This is a genomic window from Dechloromonas sp. A34, assembly GCF_026261605.1.
In the GTDB taxonomy this organism is placed as follows: Bacteria; Pseudomonadota; Gammaproteobacteria; order Burkholderiales; family Rhodocyclaceae; genus Azonexus.
On the sequence record NZ_CP102486.1, the window covers coordinates 2,847,282 to 2,867,274 of the forward strand.

Sequence of the window (19,993 nt, forward strand, 5' to 3'; positions counted from 1 at the left end):
GTGCGACAAGCCCAGAGGCTGGTGCTAGTGCTTGCGGACCAGTAGTACCGAGGCGTCGGCGATCTTGGCCAGTTGTTCGGCGACCGAGCCGAGAATCAGCGTTGCCAGGCCGCGCTGGCCATGGCGACCGACGACGATCAGATCGACACCGAGTTCCCTGGCCTTGTCGGCCACCGTTTCCGAAACGCGGCGATTGCGGGCTTCCAGCATCAGTGCTTCGGCGTCGACGTCCGTAGCAGATTGCATCGCCTTGTCGAGCAGATTGCTGCCAGCCTCGGTCAGGTTGGCAATCGCGCCTTCCAGGTTGATGACGCTGGACAAGGCATGGCCATGAATATTGAGGATGGTTTCGTCGGCAACGTGGGTGATGTAAAGCTTGGCCTTGCTGGTGCGGGCGATATGCATGGCCTCGGCCAGTGCGCTGCGGGAGGTTTCGCTGTCGTCGATGGCAACCAGAATTTTCTTGTACATGGGTGTTCTCCTTGAATTCGTTGAATGGGTCGTACCTTAGCAAGTCGCCGGGATTTCGGCTGTTAGGGAAATCCTCAACATGCGGGCTGCGGTCGGCTGCATTTTTCGAGCAGATAGGCGATCGACTGGTAGGTCAGTCCGGTTTCGGCGGTCAGGCCGATTTCACAGGTCCGGTTGGTCGACACGCCGCAGGCACAATTGTTCGGCAGTTCGTCGTGGATCTTGCGCAAGGCGTGCCGGTTCAATTCAGGCACGACAAAGCCGCGGTCGCCGGCAAAGCCGCAGCAGGTGACGCCGGCCGGTTCGATGATCTGCTCGACGCAGGCGGCGAGCAGTTGCTTGAGCTTGGCGTCCGAGCCGTTCTTGCGCACGCTGCAATTGACGTGGAGGGCGATCGGGCCGGTCTCCCTGGTGATCATCAGGCGCGGCAGCAGGGCGTCGTGGGCGAATTCGTGGAAATCGTAGAGCTTGAGCCGGCCGGCCAGGTGCTTCTGCATGCGGGCCGAGCAGGTGCTGGCATCCATGATCACCGGGTAGCGGCCGTTGTCGGAGGCCTTCATCAGAGCTGCTTCGAGGGTTCTCGACATGCCGTCGGCTTCTTCGGCCATGCCTTTGCTGGCCAGCATCTGGCCGCAGCACAACTGGTCGAAGCCCTCGGGCAGGCGGGGGCATAGCCGGCGCGGGTCAGCAGTTCGATGATCACGTCGCCGAGCTGCTGTTCGCCTGATTTCGAAGGTCCGAAGATGCGGCCGCCGCAGGTCGGGAAATAGACCACCGGATCGCCCTGCATCGTTCGGGCGACCGGCGACTTGCCGGCTTTCGGCATGTTCTTTTTCCAGGCGCCGCCGGAGATGCGGCCGAGGAAGTTGTCGCCCAGCACGCCGGAGACCGCGTGGCCGACCGACAGCCCGAGGCGCGAGGCGTTGGCGAAAGTGGCGAAATGCTCGCCGGTCCAGGTGTTGATCGCCCGGCTGGTGTCGCCGAGCTGGCGGCCGCGCAGACGGCGGGTCAGGTCGCCGGTATCGATGCCGACCGGGCAGGCCGTCGAACACAGGCCGCAGGCAGCGCAGGTGTCGAGACCCATGTAGGGGTAATCCTCGCCGATGGCGCCGGCCGGTTCGCCGGCGGCGGCGCGGCGCGCCAGTTCGCGGACGCTGACGATGCGCTGGCGCGGGCTGAGCGTCAGGCGGTGCGAGGGGCAGAGCGGTTCGCAGAAGCCGCACTCGATGCAGCGGTCGACGATGTCTTCGGCAGCCGGCATCGGCTTCAGGTTCTCGAGGTGGGCGTGCGGATTGTCGTTGAGGATGACGCCGGGGTTGAGCAGGTTTTCCGGGTCGAAGAGCTGCTTGATCTTGCGCATCAGGTCGGCGGCTTCCTTGCCCCATTCCAGCTCGACGAAGGGTGCCATGTTGCGACCGGTGCCATGCTCGGCCTTCAGCGAGCCGTCGTACTTGTCCACCACCAGATGACAGACGTCGTCCATGAAGCGGGCGTAGCGGTCGACTTCGGCCGGGTCGCCGAAATCCTGGGTGAAGACGAAGTGCAGGTTGCCTTCCAGGGCGTGGCCGAAAATGATCGCCTCGTGGTACCCGTGGTGGCGCAGCAGGGCCTGCAGATCGAGCGTGGCATCGGCCAGCGACGCGATGGGGAAGGCGACGTCCTCGATCAGCACCGTGGTGCCGGTGCGGCGCATGGCGCCGACCGAGGGGAAGGTGCCCTTGCGCACTTTCCAGTACATCTCGCAGGTCGCCGGATCGGTCGAGAAGACCATCGGCTCGACTGTTGCCACGCCGTCCATCGCGGCATGCACGGCGGCGATGCGTTCCTGCAGGCCATCGACCGTGCCGGAGCGGACTTCAATCAGCAGCGCGGCGGCGTCTTCGCCCAGTTCGCGCATGATGGCCGGCAGGCCGGGCTTGTTCTCGACCGAATGCAGGGCCGGGCGGTCGAGTAGTTCGACCGCCGAAACCGGCTGCGGCTTGAGGCGGATCACCGCCTCGCAGGCGGTGCGGATATCCGGGAAGAAAACCAGGGCGCTGGCCTTGAACGGGTCCTCGACGACGGTCTGGTAGGTGATGCGTGAAATGAAGCCGAGCGTGCCTTCCGATCCGATCATCAGATGGGCCAGGATGTCGAGCGGATGCTCGTAGTCGACTAGCGCGTTGAGGCTGTAGCCGGTGGTGTTCTTGATCTTGAACTTGTGGCGGATGCGCTCGGCGAGCCGGGTGTTGTTGCGCGTGTCGCGGCCCAGGCGCTCCAGCTCGCCGAGCAGCACGGCGTGGCTCTTCGAGAAGGCGTCGATGCTGAGATGGTCTTCGGTATCGACCAGCGTGCCGTCGGCCAGCATGACGCGCAGGCCGGCCAGGGTCCGGTAGCTGTTCTGCGCCGTGCCGCAGCACATGCCGGAAGCGTTGTTGGCAGCGATGCCACCGATCTTGCAGGCGTTGATCGAGGCCGGATCGGGGCCGATCTTCTTGCCGTGCGGCGCCAGGCGACGATTGACCTCACCGCCGATGATGCCGGGGCCGACTTTTACTTTAGTGGCGTCGGCGTTCAATTCGTAGGTCGCAAAGCCTTCGCCGATCAGGGCCAGGATGCCATCGGTGATCGCCTGGCCGGAAAGGCTGGTGCCGGCGGTGCGGAAGGTGAGCGGGGTGTTGTGCTTTTTGGCGGCGGTTAACACCGTTCTGAGGTCGTTTTCGGTTTCGACGACGGTGATGACTTGGGGGATAAGGCGGTAGAAGCTGGCGTCGGTGCCGTAGGCCAGGCGTCGGAGATCGTCGATGATGATTTGGTGGTCGGGGAGGTGCTGGCGGAGGTGTTGGATCAGTTCGCTCATTTTGCGTTTGTCTCGTTGTTTAGACGTTTGTCTTTGTTGTGGCTTGGGGTTCCGCCTTGCTGGCGGGCGTACTTTCTTTTGTGTGGCCAAAAGAAAGTAGCCAAAGAAAAGGCCACCCCTGGGTCGGTGCCCGGCGGAGCCGGGTACCCTGCGCTACTCGAAACGCCGGGCGGCTGCGCAACTCGGGGCTGCGCCCCTCAAACAGTGCTCGCCGACTACCCCCGGCGCTTCTGCGTTGCTCGGCACCTCTCAAGGGGCCCGGAAAAACGACCCGTGGTGAAACGGTGGCACGGTCATTCCCACGTAGGCGGGAATCCATGCATGAGACTGGACTCCCGCCGGCGCGGGAGTGACGGTGGTCGGGAACGGGCTCGGTTTTGCCTCTCGGGTCCCCGTGTGCAGCGCCGAGCAACGGAGCTGCTGGCGGAAAAAGGGCGAGGACTGTCTGAGGGCCGCAGGCCCGAGTTCCGCAGCCCCCGCCAGTAGCGAGTAGCGCAGGGGAGTCGGCGCAGCCGACCGCGTAACCCGGGGTCGCCTTCTTTTTGGCTACTTTTTCTTGGCGAAGCAAGAAAAAGTACGCCCGCGCCTCAAGCGCGGAACCCAAGGGTTCAGAAAAGGCAAAAGCCATCAGCCCCGTTCCCTCAACATATCCCTCAACCGCTTAGGCGCCGGCCGCAATGGCACCCGAACCGTAGTCCACGCTCCCTGATTCGACGGCATCAGCCACCCAAACCGACTCCCCAGCCACGAAACCATCCGATACAACCCAGGCGAGCGATAAACCGCCGCCCACCCCCGCCAGATACCCGTCATCAACCGGCTATACCCCGCCCCCTGTCCTCGCATCGCCGGATTGGCATGAGGCGCCGTAAACGCCTCCTCCCGCAAACGCATCAACAACTCCGGAATCGGAATCTTCACCGGACAGACCTCCCCGCATGCCCCGCACAACGACGATGCGGTGGCCATGGAAGACGTCGCCTCCAGCCCCAGCATATGCGGCGAGATGATCTTGCCGATCGGGCCGGGGTAGGTCGTGCCGTAGGCGTGGCCGCCGATCCGGGTGTAGACCGGGCAGTGGTTCATGCAGGCGCCGCAGCGGATGCATTGCAGCGTTTTGCGCAACTGCTCGTCGGCATAGGCCTGGCTGCGGCCATTGTCGAGCAGCACCAGATGCACTTCGTTCGGCCCGTCTTTTTCCCCTGCCTTGCGCGGGCTGGAGATCATGTTGAAGTAGGTCGAGATGTTCTGGCCGGTCGCCGAGCGGGTCAGCAGCGAGAGCAGCGGCGGAATGTGTTCGAGCTTCTCGACGATCTTCTCGATGCCGGTCACCGCGATATGGACCGGCGGCGCCGTGGTGCACATCCGGCCATTGCCTTCGTTCTCGACCAGGCACAGGGTGCCGGTTTCGGCCACCGCGAAATTGACGCCGGAGAGGCCGATGTCGGCTTCGCGGAATTTCTCGCGCAACACGTTGCGGCCGATCTGGATCAGCGCATCGACATTGTCGGTGTAATCGACGCCGGGCACCTTCTCGTGGAAGAGTCGGGCGATCTCTTCCTTGGTCTTGTGGATGGCCGGCATGATGATGTGCGAGGGCTTCTCGCCGGCGAGCTGGACGATGTATTCGCCCATGTCCGATTCCAGGGCGCCGATGCCGGCGGCTTCGGCCGCATGGTTGAGCTCGATTTCCTCGCTGACCATTGACTTGCCCTTGACCATCAGCTTGGCCGAATGCTTCTGGCAGATGCTGAGGATGATGGCGTTGGCTTCGTCCGGCGTCTCGGCCCAATGGAGCTGGATACCGTTACGGGTGAGGTTGGCTTCGAGCTGTTCGAGCAGGGTCGGCAGCTTGGCCAGATTGTACTGGCGGATGCTTTCGCCCAGCGTGCGTAGGCTTTCCAGTTCCTCGGTGTCGGGGAATTGGGCAGCGCGCTTGCTCATCAGGAAATCCATGGCGCCGCGGAAGCTCTGGCGCAGGAAGGGATTGTCGACCACCGCCTTGGAGCGGGCGCGGAAGCCCGCCGATGGCATGAACTGGAGGGTGTGCGGCGTCATGTTGGCATGTTCCGTAGGGGCGTTCATTGTTCGTCTCCGATCAGCAGGACCACCAGTTCCTTCGGGCCATGGGCGCCGTAGGCCAGGGTCTGCTGGATGTCGGCGGTTTTCGAGGGGCCGGAGATGAGCAGGGCATTGGTCGGCAGGCCGCTGGCCCACCCTTCCTGCCGCATGGCTTCGTAGAAGGTGTTGTAGATATGGGCGGTATCGAGCAGCACGATATGCACCGGCGGCACCAGCGACATCAGGCGCGGCTCGTTGGCATCCGGCCACAGGATCAGCGTGCCGGTTTCGGCAATCGCAGCGCGGGCGCTGGTGAAGGCAGCCGGAGTGTCGCGGAACATCGCCTCTTTCCAGTTTTCGATCGGCTGGTCGTAGGCCGGGCATGCGATCCCCAAGGCCGGCAGTTCAGCCTGGGCGCGCGCGCCGTGGGCCGTGCCGGGGGCCACCAGCAGGTTGCCGATCTGCTTGGCGCTCAGGACTTCCCAGAGCTTTTGCAGCCAGCCGCCGCGGGAGACGGCGTAGGTTTCGGCATGGGCGAGTTCGATGCACTGGCGGAAACGCTTGGTCTTCGCGACAGCGTCTTCCTGGACGCGGTGCGTGGCGTACCAGCCGGCGACGTCGGGCAAGGCGGCCGGCGCCGCGTTGGCCGCCTTCAATTTGGCGAGGATGCGGTCACGGGCGCTCATTGATTACTCCCTTCGGTCCGGCGCAGCAGGAATGTGGCGATGTGTTCGCCGGGCAGGCTCGGTGTCTTGCGGCCTTCCTGGTCATCCTTCCAGGCGGCGTGGCCGAGGATGTTCATCAGGCAGCCGCAGTCGGCACTGACCACGCGCTCGGCACCGGTCGCCTTGAGCGCCTTGACCTTGTCCTCGACCATCGCCCCGGAGATTTCCGGCTGCTTGACCGAGAAGGTGCCGCCGAAGCCGCAGCATTCCGATTCGTGGTCCTGCTGGGCGACCTTGACCTTGTCCATGCCACCGAGCAGTTTGCGGCCGGTCAGATGGACGCCCATCTCGCGGCGGGCGGAACAGGAGGTGTGGAGGACGACGGTGCAATCGCCACCCTTGTCCTTGGGCTGGTAGCCGAGGACATTGACCAGGAAGTCGGTGAATTCGTAGATGCGCGCCGACAGGGCTTCGGCCTGTGCCTGGCGCGCCGGGTCCTTGGCGAACAGCGTCGGGTAGTGGTGCTTCATCATGCCGGCGCAGGAGCCGGAGGGCACGACGACCGGCCAGTCGTTGGGGAACAGCGTCAACTGATGTGCCGCCACCTTGCGCGCCTCGTCGGGGAAACCGCTGGTGTAAGCGGGCTGTCCACAGCATGTCTGGTCATCAGGAAAGTGGACACGAATGCCTTCGCGTTCGAGCAGCGTGATGGCGTCCAGCCCGGCTCCGGGAAAGAACTGATCGACCACGCAGGTGGCAAAAAAGTAGATGTCGCTTGGCCGCGCCAGGCCGGGTTTCGCACTATTCATTTTGTCTCCGCTGTTAATTATTTAACGGTACATTGGTAAGACCAATAATTCATGAGGTGAAAATTTACGTGAATACCGTGACTTAGTCAATTAAGTAAGGGAAAGTCCTATACTTGCAGTTTGCCGATTGGCTGTTTAAAATGTGTTGGTCTTACCAATCAAGGTGGTCTTACCGATGACGAACAAGGTGCAGGTTCCGCGTATATCCGATGCCGTTGCGGCATCGCTGGAACGTCGCATCCTGGAAGGATCGCTGAAGCCGGGCGATCGCCTGTCGCCGGAACGCGAGCTGGCGGCCGAGTTCGGCGTGTCACGGCCGAGCCTGCGCGAGGCGATTCAGAAGCTGGCCTCCAAGGGGATGGTGCAGAGCAAGCAAGGTGGTGGCACCTATGTGACCGACAGCCTTAACTCTACCTTCTTTGATCCGTGGCGTGACATGCTCGGCAACCATCCGAACCTGCGCGAGGACATGCTGGAGTTCCGCCACATGCTCGAGGGCCAGGCCGCCGCCTGGGCTGCCGAGCGGGCGACCGATGCCGATTTGCTGCTCCTCGAACAAACCTTCAACGCACTGCGCGATGCCTTTGCGAGCGACGACACGGAAAAGCGTTCCGCTGCCGACATCGCCTTTCATCAGGCAATCGGCGACGCGGCCCACAATGCCTTGCTCGGCCATATGTCGGCCGCGCTGCTGCGCCTGATGCACGACAACATCCGCCTCAACCTCGGCGAGCTCAAAAGCATCCCCGCCGCCAGTTCCCTGCTCATGCGCCAGCACGCCGCCATCTTCGAGGCCATTCGCGAGCGCAAGCCGCAGGCGGCCCGCAATGCCGCCGAGACACACATCGATTTCGTCCGCGAAACACTGGCCCAGTCGCTGCGTTCCGCGGCGCGCCGCGAAACCGCCGAGCGCCGCCTGAATACCGATTTTTCACCTTCCACTTTTTCTTGATTTGACCCCTCTGAAAGGAATCCGTATGGAGCCCCTGGTTATTCCCTTTGAAAAATTGCGCATGACCGATGTTGACCAAGTCGGCGGCAAGAACTCCTCGCTCGGCGAGATGATCAGCCAGCTGGCCGATTCCGGCGTCCGTGTGCCGGGCGGCTTCGCCACCACGGCCCAGGCCTACCGCGATTTCCTGGCCCAGAGCGGCCTCGACAACAAGATCAATGCCGCCCTCGACGCGCTCGATGTCGAAGACGTCAATGCACTGGCCGCCTGCGGTGCCCAGATTCGCCAGTGGATCATGGAAACGCCGTTCCCGACCGCGCTAACCATCGAGATCACCGAGCAGTACCAGCGCCTGGTTGCCGACTCCACCTCCGACATGTCCTTCGCCGTGCGTTCCTCGGCGACCGCCGAAGACCTGCCGGATGCTTCCTTTGCCGGTCAGCAGGAAACCTTCCTGAACATCGTCGGCCTGGAAAACATCCTGCACGCCATCAAGGAAGTCTTCGCCTCGCTGTACAACGACCGCGCCATTTCCTATCGCGTGCACAAGGGTTTCATCCACGCCGATGTCGCGCTCTCCGCCGGTATCCAGCGCATGGTGCGCTCCGACAAGGGCGCCGCCGGCGTGATGTTCACCCTCGACACCGAATCCGGTTTTCGCGATGCCGTCTTCGTCACCTCCAGCTACGGTCTGGGCGAAACGGTGGTGCAGGGCGCCGTCAATCCGGACGAGTTCTATGTGCACAAGCCGATGCTGGCTGCCGGCAAGAAGGCCGTCGTCCGCCGCAATATCGGTTCCAAGATGATCAAGATGACCTTCTCCGCCGAGAAGGCTGCCGGCAAGTCGGTGATCACCGAAGAAGTCGAAGAATCCCTGCGTCACCAGTTCTCGATCAATGACGAAGAAGTCATGGAACTGGCCCGCTACGCGATGATCATCGAAAAGCACTACGGTCGCCCGATGGACATCGAATGGGGCAAGGACGGCGTCGACGGCAAGCTCTACATCCTGCAGGCCCGCCCGGAAACCGTGCAGTCGCAGACCGGCGCCGGCAAGATCGAGAAGTTCAAGCTCAAGCAGTTCTCCAAGGTGCTCGCCTCCGGCCGCGCCATCGGCCAGAAGATCGGTATCGGCCCGGTCCGCATCGTCAAGGATCCGAAGGAGATGGACCAGGTCAAGCCAGGCGATGTGCTGGTTGCCGACATGACTGACCCGAACTGGGAACCGGTCATGAAGCGCGCTTCCGCCATCGTCACCAACCGTGGCGGCCGGACCTGCCACGCCGCCATCATCGCCCGCGAACTGGGCATCCCGGCCATCGTCGGTTGCGGTGACGCGACCGAGACGCTGACCGAAGGCGACACCGTCACCGTTTCCTGCACGGAAGGCGATACCGGCCACGTCTATCGCGGTCGCCTCGACTTCGAGATCACCTCGCGTGACATCTCGGCCATGCCGGATGTCCCGGTCAAGGTCATGATGAACGTCGGCAACCCGGAACTGGCCTTCGAATTCGCCCAACTGCCGAACGCCGGTGTCGGTCTGGCTCGCGTCGAGTTCATCATCAACAACGTCATCGGTATCCACCCCAAGGCCATCCTCGACGTCGAGCGCCTGCCGGCTTCGAAGCGCGACGAGATCAAGCGCCGCGCCCGCGGCTATGCCTCGCCCAAGGACTTCTTCGTCGAGAAGCTGGTCGAAGGCGTGTCCACCATTGCCGCCGCCTTCTGGCCGAACCCGGTCATCGTCCGTCTCTCCGACTTCAAGTCCAACGAGTACCGCAAGCTGCTCGGCGGCGAACTCTACGAGCCGGAAGAAGAAAACCCGATGCTCGGCTTCCGCGGCGCCTCGCGTTACATCGCCCAGTCCTTCCGCGACTGTTTCGAGATGGAATGCCGCGCCATGAAGCGGGTTCGTGAAGAGATGGGCCTGACCAACGTGCAACTGATGGTGCCCTTCGTGCGTACCGTCGGCGAAGGCCAGGCTGTCGTCGATCTGCTGGCCGAACACGGCCTGAAGCAGGGCGAGAACGAGCTGAAGTTGATCATGATGTGCGAAATCCCGTCCAACGCACTGTTGGCCGACGATTTCCTGAAGATCTTCGACGGCTTCTCGATCGGCTCCAACGACCTGACCCAGCTCACCCTTGGTCTCGACCGCGACTCCGGTCTGGTTGCCAACCTGTTTGACGAGCGCGATCCGGCCGTCAAGATGCTGCTGGCGATGGCCATTTCTTCGGCCAACAAGGCCGGCAAGTACATTGGCATCTGCGGCCAGGGCCCATCCGACCACGCCGATCTGGCCGAATGGCTGATGGATCAGGGTATCAGCAGCATCTCGCTGAACCCGGATACCGTGGTCGATACCTGGACGCGTCTGGCGACGCACAAGAAGGGCTGATTCGTTTAGTAGGTTGCGAAGAAGCAGAAAGGCCGGGGCAACCCGGCCTTTCTTTTTTCTGCACCGCCGTTTCATGTTGCGGAGCGGGGCGTGTCATATATGGCGAATAAATTTCATTTTGCCAAAAATGGCGCGCTGATCGTCCCCGTCCGGTTAGTAGCGCTGCGGTTTTTCCATGTCTCCGGTGCCTCGATGGCAATGGAAGCACACCGTTCAAACATTGGCACTACAGGCTCTCGGCCGTGCCGACGGCTTTGATCTCCTTTTTTGGTGGGCTCGGGACCTGATGATTTTCCTGGCTGAGTTCGCTGGCATATGTCTTGCGAATAAAACATGGTGACTGAAAGTGCAGTCATCAACCGTGGGGAAATTGGAGGAAATTTATGGCATGGGATCTGTTGTTCACGTCAGATATTGGCCTGCTTAGTCTGCTTACCATCGGTTTTATCCTGGTCATGGCGGTGTACATACTGCGGTATGTCGCACAGCATGCCAAAGCGGATGCCAAGGAAAATCTCGCATCCGGCTCGTCGCATGGACTGACCCCGAGCAAGTAGCAGGCGTCGAGTTTCAGGCTGTCCAAAGATGGGCGGCCACGGAAGCGCTTCAATCAAGGAAAGGCTGGGCTGATTGTGCCCTTGTCGCTCCCACGGCAGTGGGCGGCCGTCGGCAGCTATCTTGAGTGGAGGGTATTCGGGGTCGCCCAGCTTTTTCTGGCGAAGTGCTAGTCCGAGATGCGCTTCAGCAGGGCCGCAAGCTGCGGATAGTAGGCGAGCACGCTGACATCGATTCGGCGTCCGATTTCAACGGAATCAGCCATCTCGCGGGCGGAAGCCGATTGCCGCACCAGGCTCGGGAAGGTTCTCGAGGCGTCGGTCACGGCAAAAATGGTCTGCAACAGGTGGCCACATGCCTGGTAATAATCCGGGTCCAGTCGTACGAACTTGGCACCGTTGTCGCAAGCATCCAGATAAGCCGCGGCGGTCGTCGCGGATTCTTCGAGGGTACTGAGATCGTTCTGGCTAAGCTTCGACATGGTGGCACTCCTTGTTTGTTCATTCCGGAAAACTGCTTCCGTAATGCTATTAACGGCAGGAGTAGCCCCTAAGTTGAGGCCTTTAACGTGTTGTAACAACTTGCTACATGCCGCATACAAACCCGCTCTGCCTGCCGAGTGCCAGTATCATTTGAAGCGTCGGGCGACCTTCTGGTAGGCGTGCTGCAAATCCTTGTAGGCATCGGCGAAGCCCTGCTTGGTGTCGTTCCAGGCGGCGCCGGTTTCCTTCGCCATTGTGTCGAGCTTGGCGGCAGTGTTGGCGCGCATGACCTTCAGCTCTTGCATTTCCTTCTGATACTGGGCTTTGGCCTCACCGGTAGCCTGGGCGGCCTTGACCTCCAACTGCTCGATCCGGGCGTCGGTTTCCTTCATCAGCTTCTTGCCGTAGGCGACGGCCTCGGTCTTTTTTTCCAGCGTATAGGCCTTGATGTTGTTCCAAGCCTCATTTTCCTGGCTGGCTTCCGCCGTGGGCGGCGGCTCCGCCGCCAGGACCGGAGGCACCCAGAGCGCAGCGATGCCAGCGACAATCAATGAAATGATCGATCGAGTCATGGTGTTTTCTCCTGCGGGATTTAGGGTGATCGCGGGTTAGCTCAAGCGACCGTTGAGTTCGTCGATAACGCCCGCCCAGTCTGCATCTTCGATGATTTCTTCCTTCAGGAAGGCGCGTTGTGCAGCACTCCAGAAGGGCGCGCGGTAGAGGGCGATGTCGCTGTCCAGCGGGCGGTGGGCGGCGATGAAGCTGTCAATGGCGGCCTGGTCGGCTGGCAAGCCGAGTTGGGCGAACAGATTGCTCATGGTGTGCTGGTTTGCATTCATGGCGAACTCCTTGTTGCTGATGCAGACCTCCATTCGATAGGCGGGGAAGGCAACAGTTCCGTCAAATGTCATGATCGATCCCGCGCAAGCGCAGGGCGGTGACGAAGACCCACAGCGTCAGCACGCCCGAGGCCAGGCGTTCATAAAGGCCGGTGTGGGCATGCGTCGCTTCGCTGGCCGACATCAGCGCCAGGAAGATCAGGCCGGCACCGCCGGAGATCAGCGAATAGGCGCTCAGCGAGCGCAGCTGCCGGGTACTGCGGAAGAGAATGGCGCCGAGCAGGGCGGCGCCGGCGATTGCGAGGAAGGCGATGGTCGCCGACTGGCCGTGCAGGCGCTGACTCAGAACATCCGGTGCGGCGCAGCCCGGTTCGCAGGAAAAGATGCCGGCACCGATGCGGCCGAGGCCGTTGAGCGCGATGAGCAGGGCGACGAGTAGCGTCAGCCGTGAACGATGGGTGCCGCAGTTCACCGTGGTGTAGAACGCCAGTGCATAACCAATGTGCATCAGTCCCGTCGCCACGAAACCGCCGTAGCGCATCGGAATTTCGGTCGAACTGCCGCGTTCGCCGAGTTCGCTGATGTACTGGACGACATGATCGAAGCCGGGGCGCAGTTCGCCGGTAATCACGATCATGGCGGCCCAGAGAACGGGTGCGACCAGGCCACAGAGGAGGCCGGCACGGAGCATCCGAGTTGCCAGATCGGCGCCGGATTTTTGCTGCGACGGCGCTTGCGATGCGGGCTTGGCTTTGGCTGGCATGCGTGCGGTTCGACCTTATGCGAGGTAGCGCCTGACGACGCTGATGAGTTGCAGAAAGAGCAGGACGGGATGCCGGTTCATGCAGGTTTTTCCTGAGGTGCAGCGGCGGCGATGGCTAGTGCCAGCCGCTCGTGCATGTGTTGCCAGTGACTGCCTTCCCAGAATACGCGCTGGCACACGCTGCAGGTGCTGAACCGCTGCTGGCCGTTGCGGACATTGGGGGGCAGGGTATCGACGACCTGGGCCTTGGTTACCGAGCGCAGCGGCGTGTTGCATTCGAGGCACAGCGAAAGTGGCCGGACGCGGGCGGTGAGATCGAGGCGGGCGAGGATCTCGACCAGTTGTGCCGCCGGCTTCAGGGCATGGACGTAGCAGCCGTGGGTGATGCTGCGCCGCTTGAGCAATGCCCGGTCGCGGGTCAGCACGATGCGGCTGTCGCTGTCCGCCAAGCGCTCGATTTCGTCATCGGCGAAATGGTTGTCGTAAAGCGTGTCGAAACCGGCCATGCGCAGCAGGCGGGCCAGGCCGCCGAGATGGGCGTCGGCGACAAAGCGCGTTACCCGCAAGGGCTGCCGGCGCAGACGGAGCAGGGGGCCGATGTCGAGGCTTTCGAACTTCGGGTAGACCGAGACGTGGTCGCCCGCCTGCACGCGCTGTTCGAAGCCGACCGAGACCCCGTTGACCAGGATCAGTTCGACCTCGGTGTGCGGCACGCCGACCGCCTCGATGACATGCTTGAGGCTGGCTCGGGCGGCGCAGGCGAGGTCGGAGTCGCGATAGCGCCGCTCCGGTGCGATGAAATCGTTTAGCTCCTCGTAGAAACGGAAGCTGGCCGTCACCATGGCCGCTGGCTCGGCGGCTGATGGTGTGACGGATGGCATTCGCTTGGGCATGGTTATCCTTTCCCCGGCCCTACCGGCAACTCACCTCCAGAATAGTACAAGGCCGATAACCGGGCACCTTTTGGCGCCCGGCATGGTCTGATTTCAAGGATGAAGCACAGCCGCGAAGGGAGCTGCCATGACGATCAGTACCACCGAGCTTGTCGAGTTGATCCGCGAAGTCGAGGCCGAAGATCCGATCGATTATGGCGATCTGCCCTATGCCGAAGACGACCTGCGCCGGCTGGTCTGCGATCAGATTCACGGCATTGCCGAGCGGGCCGAGGAACTGGGGGAGGAAGACTACCGCAGCGTGCTGCTGGCGGTGGCCGCCAAGCTGGTTCTGGAAAATCTCGTGCTCCATATCAAATTGTTGCAGGCACAGGGCGCCGTCCTTGATGAAAGCTGCGCGGCGCTGTTCAAGCGCCTGCGCGGGCAGCCGGATTCCTAGCACTGCCTGGCTTTCCCGCTGGGCAGCGCCCGAGCTTGCAGCTGTCCTGAGGTAAAGTGCTGATCCTTGTATCCGACGACGCGATCGCCCTCGTGTCTCCCTGACCATGAATGAACAAACCTTGGCGCGACTGGCGCTGTTTCTGCGCGATCTCGGGCAGGCGCTGCATGTCAGCGGCGCGCCGGCGCACGATCTGGAACGGGCGATGAAGGACATCGGCCAGCGCCTCGGCGCGCGGGTCGAAGGTTTCGCAGTACTGACCTTCCTGGCGCTGACCGTGGTTTCCGGCGATCACGCGCGGCGTGTCGAACTGCTGCGCCTGCCGCCCTACGACTACAACATGGCCCGCTTGATCGGGCTCGATGCGCTGTGCCGCGAGATTTCCTCGGTCGATGATCTGGCGGTCTACGCCGAGCGGCTCGCCGCGATCATGGGCCAGCCGGCGCCGTGGTCGGGCTGGCGTTTCGTTCTCATGGGCTTCCCGCTCTCCGCCTCGGTCGCCTTGCTGCTGCGCGGCGGCTGGGTCGAGATGCTGTGCGGCGGGGTGATTGGCATGTTCTTCGTCGCCGGCTTCCTGCTGTTCGCCCGCATTCCGCGCCTCGGACCGGCCGTGCCGGTCATTCTCTGCGCCCTGGCGGCGATCGGCGCGCAGGGGCTGGCCCAGCTCCTGCCGCAGCAGGTGCCGTTCATTTCGGCGGTGGCCGGCATCGTGCTCCTCCTGCCGGGTTTCATGATCACCATCGCGATGTCTGAAATCGCCACCCAGAACTACCTAGCCGGCACCGGCAGGCTGACCGGCGCTTTCGTGCTGCTTTTTCTGATGGGCGCCGGGCTCGCCATCGGCACCCAGGTCAGCCTCGCCTGGCTGCCGGCCGTGCCGCTGCCGGAAAGTGCCGCCGTCCTGCCCGCCTGGGCGATCTGGGCGGCGATTGCCGGGCTGGGCGTCTCGCTGCTCGCCGTGCTGCAGGCGCCGTGGTCATCGGTCAATGTCTCGGTCGGCGCCTGCCTGCTCGCCTGGGCCGTCTATTCTCTGGTCGATGCCCGAATGGGCAACGTCGTCGGCGCCTTCGTCGGCGCGCTGGCCGTGGCCAGTGCCGGCCATCTTTACCAGTACCTGAGCAAACGCCCCGTCGCCCTCGTCCAGATTCCCGGTCTGATTACGCTGGTGCCGGGCGCCATGGGTTTTCGCGGCGTCCATGCGCTGATCCAGCAGGACAGCACCGCCGGCATCAGCCTGCTCACCGACATGGTGATGACCGGCGCCGTGCTCGCCGTCGGCCTGCTGCTTGCCGACAACATCCTGCCCCTGCTCTTCGAACGGCGGGGCGAGGGCAAGGCCGGCTAGATCCGGCAGCCTCAAGCCGGCGCGGTTCCCGGATCGCTGCAGAACTGGTAGCCGTTGGCGCCCCGCGCCTTGACCTTATACATCGCCTGGTCGGCCAGTTCGAGCAGCTTGTCGGGCTGGTGATGGTCGGCCGGGAAAAGGCTGATCCCGATGCTGGTCGATACGGTGACCGGGGCGCCATCGATCAGGAACGGCGTCCTCATGCATTCGATGATTTTCTCGGCGACCAGTGCGGCGTGCTGCGGGTCATCGAGGTCGGGGAGGACGATGGCAAATTCGTCGCCGCCGAGCCGCGCCGCCGTGTCGTTGCGGCGGATCGTGCTGCAGATGCGGGTGGCCGCTTCACGCAGGACCTGGTCGCCCGCCGCATGGCCAAGCGAGTCGTTGATATTCTTGAACCGATCGAGGTCGATGAACAGCACCGCCGCCTTGCCGCCGCTGTGCATCGCCTCGGCGGTCGCCAGCTCGAGGCGGTCGAAGAGCAGCGAACGGTTGGGAATGCCGGTCAGCACGTCGTAGTGGGCCAGGCGCTCGAGTTTGTCCTCGAAGGTCTTGCGTTCGGTGATGTCGTAGAAGATGCCGCAGTAATGCGTCGCCTTACCCTCGCTGTCGCGCAGCGTGCTGATCGAGAGGAATTTCGGATAGATCGTGCCGTCCTTGCGCAGGTCCCAGATGTCGCCCTGCCAGTGGCCGTTCTCGGAAAGCGTTCGCCACATCTCCTCGTAGAACGCCTGGTCGTGGCGCCCCGATTGCAGCACCCGCGGATTCAGGCCGATCGCTTCCTCGCGCGTGTAACCGGTCAGCCGGGTGAAGGCCTGGTTGACTGCGATGATCTGCGCCTTGCTGTCGGTAACCACCATCGCTTCGTCGGTGGTCTCGAAGACCCGTTGGGTCAGGCGCCATTCCTCTTCCTTCTGGCGCTGGGCGGTAATGTCTTCGCCGATCAGCACACTGCAGGTCATCTGCCCGCTTTCGTCGCGCAGCGCGGTGACGTGCCAGGACATCAGGTGCGAGCGGCCGGCGGTGTCGCGGACGGCGCACTCGAAAGCGTGCGGTGGCGTGTCGGCGACTTTGCGCAGACGTTCGGCCGGCGGCTCATCAATCGCTTCGGCGTAGTGCCCGAAGAACGGGCGGCTGATCGCCTCGCGCGGTGGTTCGTCGATCAGGTCGAGAAAGGGCTGGTTGAAGAAAATCAGTTGCCCGTCGAGGTCGATTACCGTCGCCGGCAGGCGGATTTGCTTGAGCAGTTCGGCAATGCGATGGTCGGCCGGGTTGGCGCCGGGCAGGGCATGAACGGCCGGCGAGAGATCGAGACAGAAACCCGTGAAGCCGACGGTTTCGCCGGATGGGGCGATGCGCGGTAGGCTCTCGAACGCCATGCCGCAGTAGATGCCATCCCGCCGGCGCAGCCAGACGTGCCGGCGAAAGCCCTGGTTCTCCCTGGCGGCACGCTGAAAGGCCCCGTGCAAACTGGCCAGATCGTCCGGATGAACGACCTGCGCCCAGCCATCGGCGATCAGGGCGGGGCGCTCCTGGCCGGTGAACCGCGACCACGACGGGCTGAGAAATTCGATGCGCCCTTCGGCGTCGGTCAGCCACAGGAGGATTTGCGACGGCTGAGTGGGTACCCGAATATGGGAATCGGATTCCCAGTGGCGGGGGCTTGGTCGGGCAAATTCGTTCATCTGGTGTGCGCTTTCTTGTTGTGGCGCAGTGCAGTTGGGCAAAACGTGCTCGGCGCGCGTCACCGGTTCAAGCAAAATTGGTGCCGTTTTGCCGCCACCTTTCGAGATCGCGAGCCCCCGGCCCGATTTACAGCAAGGCTTCGATCGCTGGCGTCAGCTCTTCCGGCTTGGTAGCAGGGGCGTAGCGTTCGACCACCTGACCATTGCGATCCACCAAAAACTTGGTGAAGTTCCACTTGATCGCCTCGGTGCCGAGCAGGCCGGCCGCCTCATGTTTCAGATAGTTGTAGAGCGGGTGGGCGTTGTCACCATTGACGTCGATCTTGGCGAACATCGGGAAGCTGACCCCGAAATTGGCCTGGCAGAACTGCCCGATGGCAGCCGCGTCGCCGGGTTCCTGGGCACCGAACTGGTTACAGGGAAAGCCGAGGACAACCAGCCCGCGGACCCCGAGATTCCGGTATAGCGTTTCAAGACCGGCATATTGGGGTGTAAAGCCGCACTCGCTGGCGGTATTGACGATCAGCAGCACCTTGCCCCGGTATACCTCGAGCTGTTCTTCCTCTCCGTTGAGGCGGCTGGCCCTGAAGTCGTAAATCGAGTTGCTCATTGGGTTTTCCTTTGTATTGTTGGGGCACGGCTTAGGGGGCGAACTTGTAATAGCGCTCGGCGAGGTAGGCGCTGATTTCTTTTTCGTCATCCGGCGAGAGGCCGGCCTTCACCATCTTGTTGCAGAAGGCGACGCGCTTGTCCAGCGCCGGGCGGCTCTGGATCAGGCGGTTGCTGCGCAGATACATCTGCGCCCCGTCGCCACCGTATTGCTCGACGTGGCAGCTGGTGCAGTGCTTGTCGTGCAGGGACTGACCCTTGGATGCATCGGCGGCCAGTGCTGCCGGCAAGCCGAGACCGATCAGCAGCAGGAAGACCGGCACCTGGCGGCCGACAAATGTGTCCGGCCAGGCGGGGTTGAAGCGAGGAGCGTTCATGGCAGACCCTTTCTTGTTCGGTTTGGAAATGCCGTTCAGCGAGGCGCGTCTGGTGTTGGGGCTGGGGGCGTGGCCGGGGTGGCTATGCGTGCTTTGATTGCCGCTTGGCCGAACTAGTTCGAACATTCGTCATGCGGGAGGGCCGGCCGGCGCCAGCGAAGGCTCAGGGGGCCACTGCATCCTGTTGAGCATGATAGGACGGCAAGGCGAAGGGCGATCCGGCAGCGCAGACCTCGCTGTCGCGCATTGTCGCCATGATCTTCTCGGCGAAGACATGGCTCGGCACCGCCACGGTCATGACCTTCTGGCTGATCACCACGCGTTTTACCACGATGCCGGCGGCCAGCGGCGTCGCGCTGTCGTCGAGCAGCAAGGGGCCGCCGGACATGCCCTGGCGCACCGCGCAATCGGCAAAGATCACGTTGGCCAGACTGATCGCGCCATGGTGGCCGGACCAGTTGCGGCAGTGCTCGTCGGCATAGAGGCCGCTTTGTCGGCGGCCCAGGGGGTAGCCGACAATCGAGAACAGGGCGTCGCGTGCCACCCGCGATCCCGGGGAAACCAGTTTGATCGGCTCGACGCCGGTCAGCGGACGATCCAGCTCGACCAGGCCCCAGTCCTGCGCAATGGCTCGCAGGTCAAAGCCGGGCGGGCCTTCGCTCATGACGAAATCGGGATCGGCCGCCACCACCCGCCCCCAGACCGCCGGCACCGAAGCCCGGCCGCTCTCGCCCTTAGGGATGTATTTGACCGGCATGCCGATTCTTGCGCTTTTGCCGGTGCGCGCCAGGACATGGCCTGCCGTCAGAACATGGCAGGCGCTGATCAGGAAACCGGTGGCCATCGAAATGGCCGACCCTGGTTCCCCCGAAACGACCATGCCGACCGCCCCTAGTTTGCCGGTGAGGGCAGAGTCCGCCGCCAGCGGCTGCAACTCGCTGTCGAACGCTGCCCGCGCGGCGCACCCGGGCAGCAACGCCAGGGCAGCAAGCAGCAGAACGCAGCGGGTTTGCCGTGTCGGGTATGAGGCGGTGGTCTGGCCGGGTGATTTGAGTCGAGGCATGAATCAAGACTAGCCCAACGATCAGGCAGCGCCAGCCCATTCGTTGAGAAACTGCGCGACAAAGGCGTGCATGAACTGGTCGCGGGACTCGGCCAGGGCGCGGCCGGACGGCGTGTTCATGCGCTCCTTGAGCAGAAAGAGCTTCTCGTAGAAGTGGTTCAGGCTGGCGCCCTTGGATGCCTTGTAGGCCTCGGCCGTCTGATGCATCACCGGCGGGTAGTCAGGGTCATGGATCAGGCGCCCGGCGTGCCCGCCATAAGCGAAGCAGCGCGCGATGCCGATGGCGCCGATGGCATCCAGGCGGTCGGCATCCTGCACGCATTGGCCTTCCAGGCTGCGCATCGCGCTACTGACGCCGGCGCCCTTGAACGAAATAGTCGCCACGATATCGACCACCGCCGCCACGACGTCTGGCGGCGCCCCTTCGCGAGTCAGCAAGGCCTCGGCCTCGCGCGGCCCGACGCTGTCATCGCCGCCATGGAATTTCCAGTCGGCGATGTCATGCACCAGCGCGCCCAGTTCGGCGATTTCCTGATTGGCCCCCTCGCGGGCGGCGATCTGGCGGGTCAGTTGCCAGACCCGGTTGATATGGTGCCAGTCGTGACCGGAGCTTTCGGCGAGGAATCTGGCTTTGACATGGGCCGCGACGCGGTCGACTAGATTTGGCATGGGGTTCTCCTCGGGGAAAGATCGTAACCGGAGAGCAAAGCTCGGCGGGCGGCTTGGGGCTGGTTTTTTTCGGACC

The 19,993-nt window shown here is 63.1% G+C and carries 21 protein-coding genes; 5 read left to right on the forward strand and 16 right to left on the reverse strand.

The genetic code is table 11. The features are described from left to right. Positions 1 to 24: 24 nt before the first annotated feature. The 6 genes from NQE15_RS14255 to NQE15_RS14280 form a co-directional block, all read right to left on the reverse strand. Entirely contained in the window at positions 25 to 471 is a 447-nt protein-coding gene (locus NQE15_RS14255; protein ID WP_265942341.1) for a universal stress protein, read from the reverse strand. 74 nt (positions 472 to 545) lie between these two features. Beyond that, complete coding sequence (locus NQE15_RS14260) at positions 546 to 1,058, reverse strand: (Fe-S)-binding protein (protein WP_265942342.1); 513 nt, start codon at positions 1,056 to 1,058, stop codon at positions 546 to 548. Beyond that, positions 1,031 to 3,310 (reverse strand): FAD-binding and (Fe-S)-binding domain-containing protein, encoded by a 2,280-nt coding sequence (locus NQE15_RS14265; RefSeq protein ID WP_265942343.1) that lies wholly within the window; start codon positions 3,308 to 3,310, stop codon positions 1,031 to 1,033. Before NQE15_RS14265 ends, NQE15_RS14260 begins: the two co-directional genes overlap by 28 nt. A 627-nt stretch (positions 3,311 to 3,937) precedes the next feature. Beyond that, on the reverse strand, positions 3,938 to 5,368 hold the full coding sequence (locus tag NQE15_RS14270; protein WP_416336544.1) for a LutB/LldF family L-lactate oxidation iron-sulfur protein: 1,431 nt from the start codon (positions 5,366 to 5,368) through the stop codon (positions 3,938 to 3,940). A 23-nt stretch (positions 5,369 to 5,391) separates the two neighbouring features. Then, on the reverse strand, positions 5,392 to 6,057 hold the full coding sequence (locus NQE15_RS14275; RefSeq protein WP_265942344.1) for a LutC/YkgG family protein: 666 nt from the start codon (positions 6,055 to 6,057) through the stop codon (positions 5,392 to 5,394). Next, positions 6,054 to 6,845: a (Fe-S)-binding protein gene (locus tag NQE15_RS14280; protein WP_265942345.1), complete on the reverse strand. Its 792-nt coding sequence runs from the start codon at positions 6,843 to 6,845 to the stop codon at positions 6,054 to 6,056. The genes NQE15_RS14275 and NQE15_RS14280 overlap by 4 nt, the downstream gene beginning before the upstream one ends. A 175-nt stretch (positions 6,846 to 7,020) precedes the next feature. Here NQE15_RS14280 and NQE15_RS14285 point away from each other — a divergent pair, with 175 nt between their 5' ends. The 3 genes from NQE15_RS14285 to NQE15_RS14295 all read left to right on the forward strand — a co-directional run bounded on the left by NQE15_RS14285 (position 7,021) and on the right by NQE15_RS14295 (position 10,755). Next, positions 7,021 to 7,797: an FCD domain-containing protein gene (locus NQE15_RS14285; protein WP_265942346.1), complete on the forward strand. Its 777-nt coding sequence runs from the start codon at positions 7,021 to 7,023 to the stop codon at positions 7,795 to 7,797. Positions 7,798 to 7,822: 25 nt separating this feature from the next. Continuing rightward, a complete protein-coding gene (gene ppsA, locus NQE15_RS14290; protein ID WP_265942347.1) occupies positions 7,823 to 10,198 on the forward strand; it encodes a phosphoenolpyruvate synthase in 2,376 nt (791 codons plus the stop codon). 383 nt (positions 10,199 to 10,581) lie between these two features. Then, a complete protein-coding gene (locus tag NQE15_RS14295; protein ID WP_265942348.1) occupies positions 10,582 to 10,755 on the forward strand; it encodes a DUF3149 domain-containing protein in 174 nt (57 codons plus the stop codon). Positions 10,756 to 10,922: 167 nt separating this feature from the next. Here the strand turns inward: NQE15_RS14295 and NQE15_RS14300 are convergent, their stop codons facing one another. From NQE15_RS14300 to NQE15_RS14320, 5 genes are all read right to left on the reverse strand, one after another. Next, positions 10,923 to 11,234 (reverse strand): hypothetical protein, encoded by a 312-nt coding sequence (locus tag NQE15_RS14300; RefSeq protein ID WP_265942349.1) that lies wholly within the window; start codon positions 11,232 to 11,234, stop codon positions 10,923 to 10,925. A gap of 147 nt (positions 11,235 to 11,381) precedes the next feature. Beyond that, positions 11,382 to 11,807 (reverse strand): hypothetical protein, encoded by a 426-nt coding sequence (locus NQE15_RS14305; RefSeq protein WP_265942350.1) that lies wholly within the window; start codon positions 11,805 to 11,807, stop codon positions 11,382 to 11,384. 36 nt (positions 11,808 to 11,843) lie between these two features. Then, positions 11,844 to 12,074: a DUF2789 domain-containing protein gene (locus NQE15_RS14310; protein WP_265942351.1), complete on the reverse strand. Its 231-nt coding sequence runs from the start codon at positions 12,072 to 12,074 to the stop codon at positions 11,844 to 11,846. A gap of 61 nt (positions 12,075 to 12,135) precedes the next feature. Next, positions 12,136 to 12,837 carry a DUF998 domain-containing protein gene (locus NQE15_RS14315; protein WP_265942352.1) on the reverse strand — a complete coding sequence of 234 codons (702 nt, stop codon included), beginning with the start codon at positions 12,835 to 12,837 and terminating at the stop codon, positions 12,136 to 12,138. 77 nt (positions 12,838 to 12,914) lie between these two features. Next, on the reverse strand, positions 12,915 to 13,730 hold the full coding sequence (locus NQE15_RS14320) for a Mut7-C RNAse domain-containing protein (protein WP_265942353.1): 816 nt from the start codon (positions 13,728 to 13,730) through the stop codon (positions 12,915 to 12,917). A gap of 127 nt (positions 13,731 to 13,857) precedes the next feature. Between NQE15_RS14320 and NQE15_RS14325 the strand changes: the two genes are divergently transcribed. Together NQE15_RS14325 and NQE15_RS14330 are read left to right on the forward strand one after the other, a co-directional pair. Beyond that, the gene (locus NQE15_RS14325; protein ID WP_265942354.1) at positions 13,858 to 14,169 is read left to right on the forward strand and encodes a hypothetical protein; all 312 of its coding nucleotides are present in this window, start codon (positions 13,858 to 13,860) and stop codon (positions 14,167 to 14,169) included. 106 nt (positions 14,170 to 14,275) lie between these two features. Further along, positions 14,276 to 15,514: a threonine/serine exporter family protein gene (locus NQE15_RS14330; RefSeq protein WP_265942355.1), complete on the forward strand. Its 1,239-nt coding sequence runs from the start codon at positions 14,276 to 14,278 to the stop codon at positions 15,512 to 15,514. An 11-nt stretch (positions 15,515 to 15,525) separates the two neighbouring features. Here NQE15_RS14330 and NQE15_RS14335 read toward each other — a convergent pair whose 3' ends face one another. The 5 genes from NQE15_RS14335 to NQE15_RS14355 all read right to left on the reverse strand — a co-directional run bounded on the left by NQE15_RS14335 (position 15,526) and on the right by NQE15_RS14355 (position 19,917). After that, on the reverse strand, positions 15,526 to 17,199 hold the full coding sequence (locus NQE15_RS14335) for a diguanylate cyclase domain-containing protein (RefSeq protein WP_265942356.1): 1,674 nt from the start codon (positions 17,197 to 17,199) through the stop codon (positions 15,526 to 15,528). A 127-nt stretch (positions 17,200 to 17,326) separates the two neighbouring features. Further along, a complete protein-coding gene (locus tag NQE15_RS14340; protein WP_265942357.1) occupies positions 17,327 to 17,809 on the reverse strand; it encodes a glutathione peroxidase in 483 nt (160 codons plus the stop codon). A gap of 31 nt (positions 17,810 to 17,840) precedes the next feature. Beyond that, on the reverse strand, positions 17,841 to 18,185 hold the full coding sequence (locus NQE15_RS14345) for a hypothetical protein (RefSeq protein WP_265942358.1): 345 nt from the start codon (positions 18,183 to 18,185) through the stop codon (positions 17,841 to 17,843). A 163-nt stretch (positions 18,186 to 18,348) separates the two neighbouring features. Next, positions 18,349 to 19,248: a trypsin-like serine peptidase gene (locus NQE15_RS14350; RefSeq protein ID WP_265942359.1), complete on the reverse strand. Its 900-nt coding sequence runs from the start codon at positions 19,246 to 19,248 to the stop codon at positions 18,349 to 18,351. A 21-nt stretch (positions 19,249 to 19,269) separates the two neighbouring features. After that, positions 19,270 to 19,917, reverse strand: a complete 648-nt coding sequence (locus NQE15_RS14355; RefSeq protein WP_265942360.1) for an HD domain-containing protein — start codon at positions 19,915 to 19,917, stop codon at positions 19,270 to 19,272. Between the last annotated feature and the right edge of the window lie 76 nt (positions 19,918 to 19,993).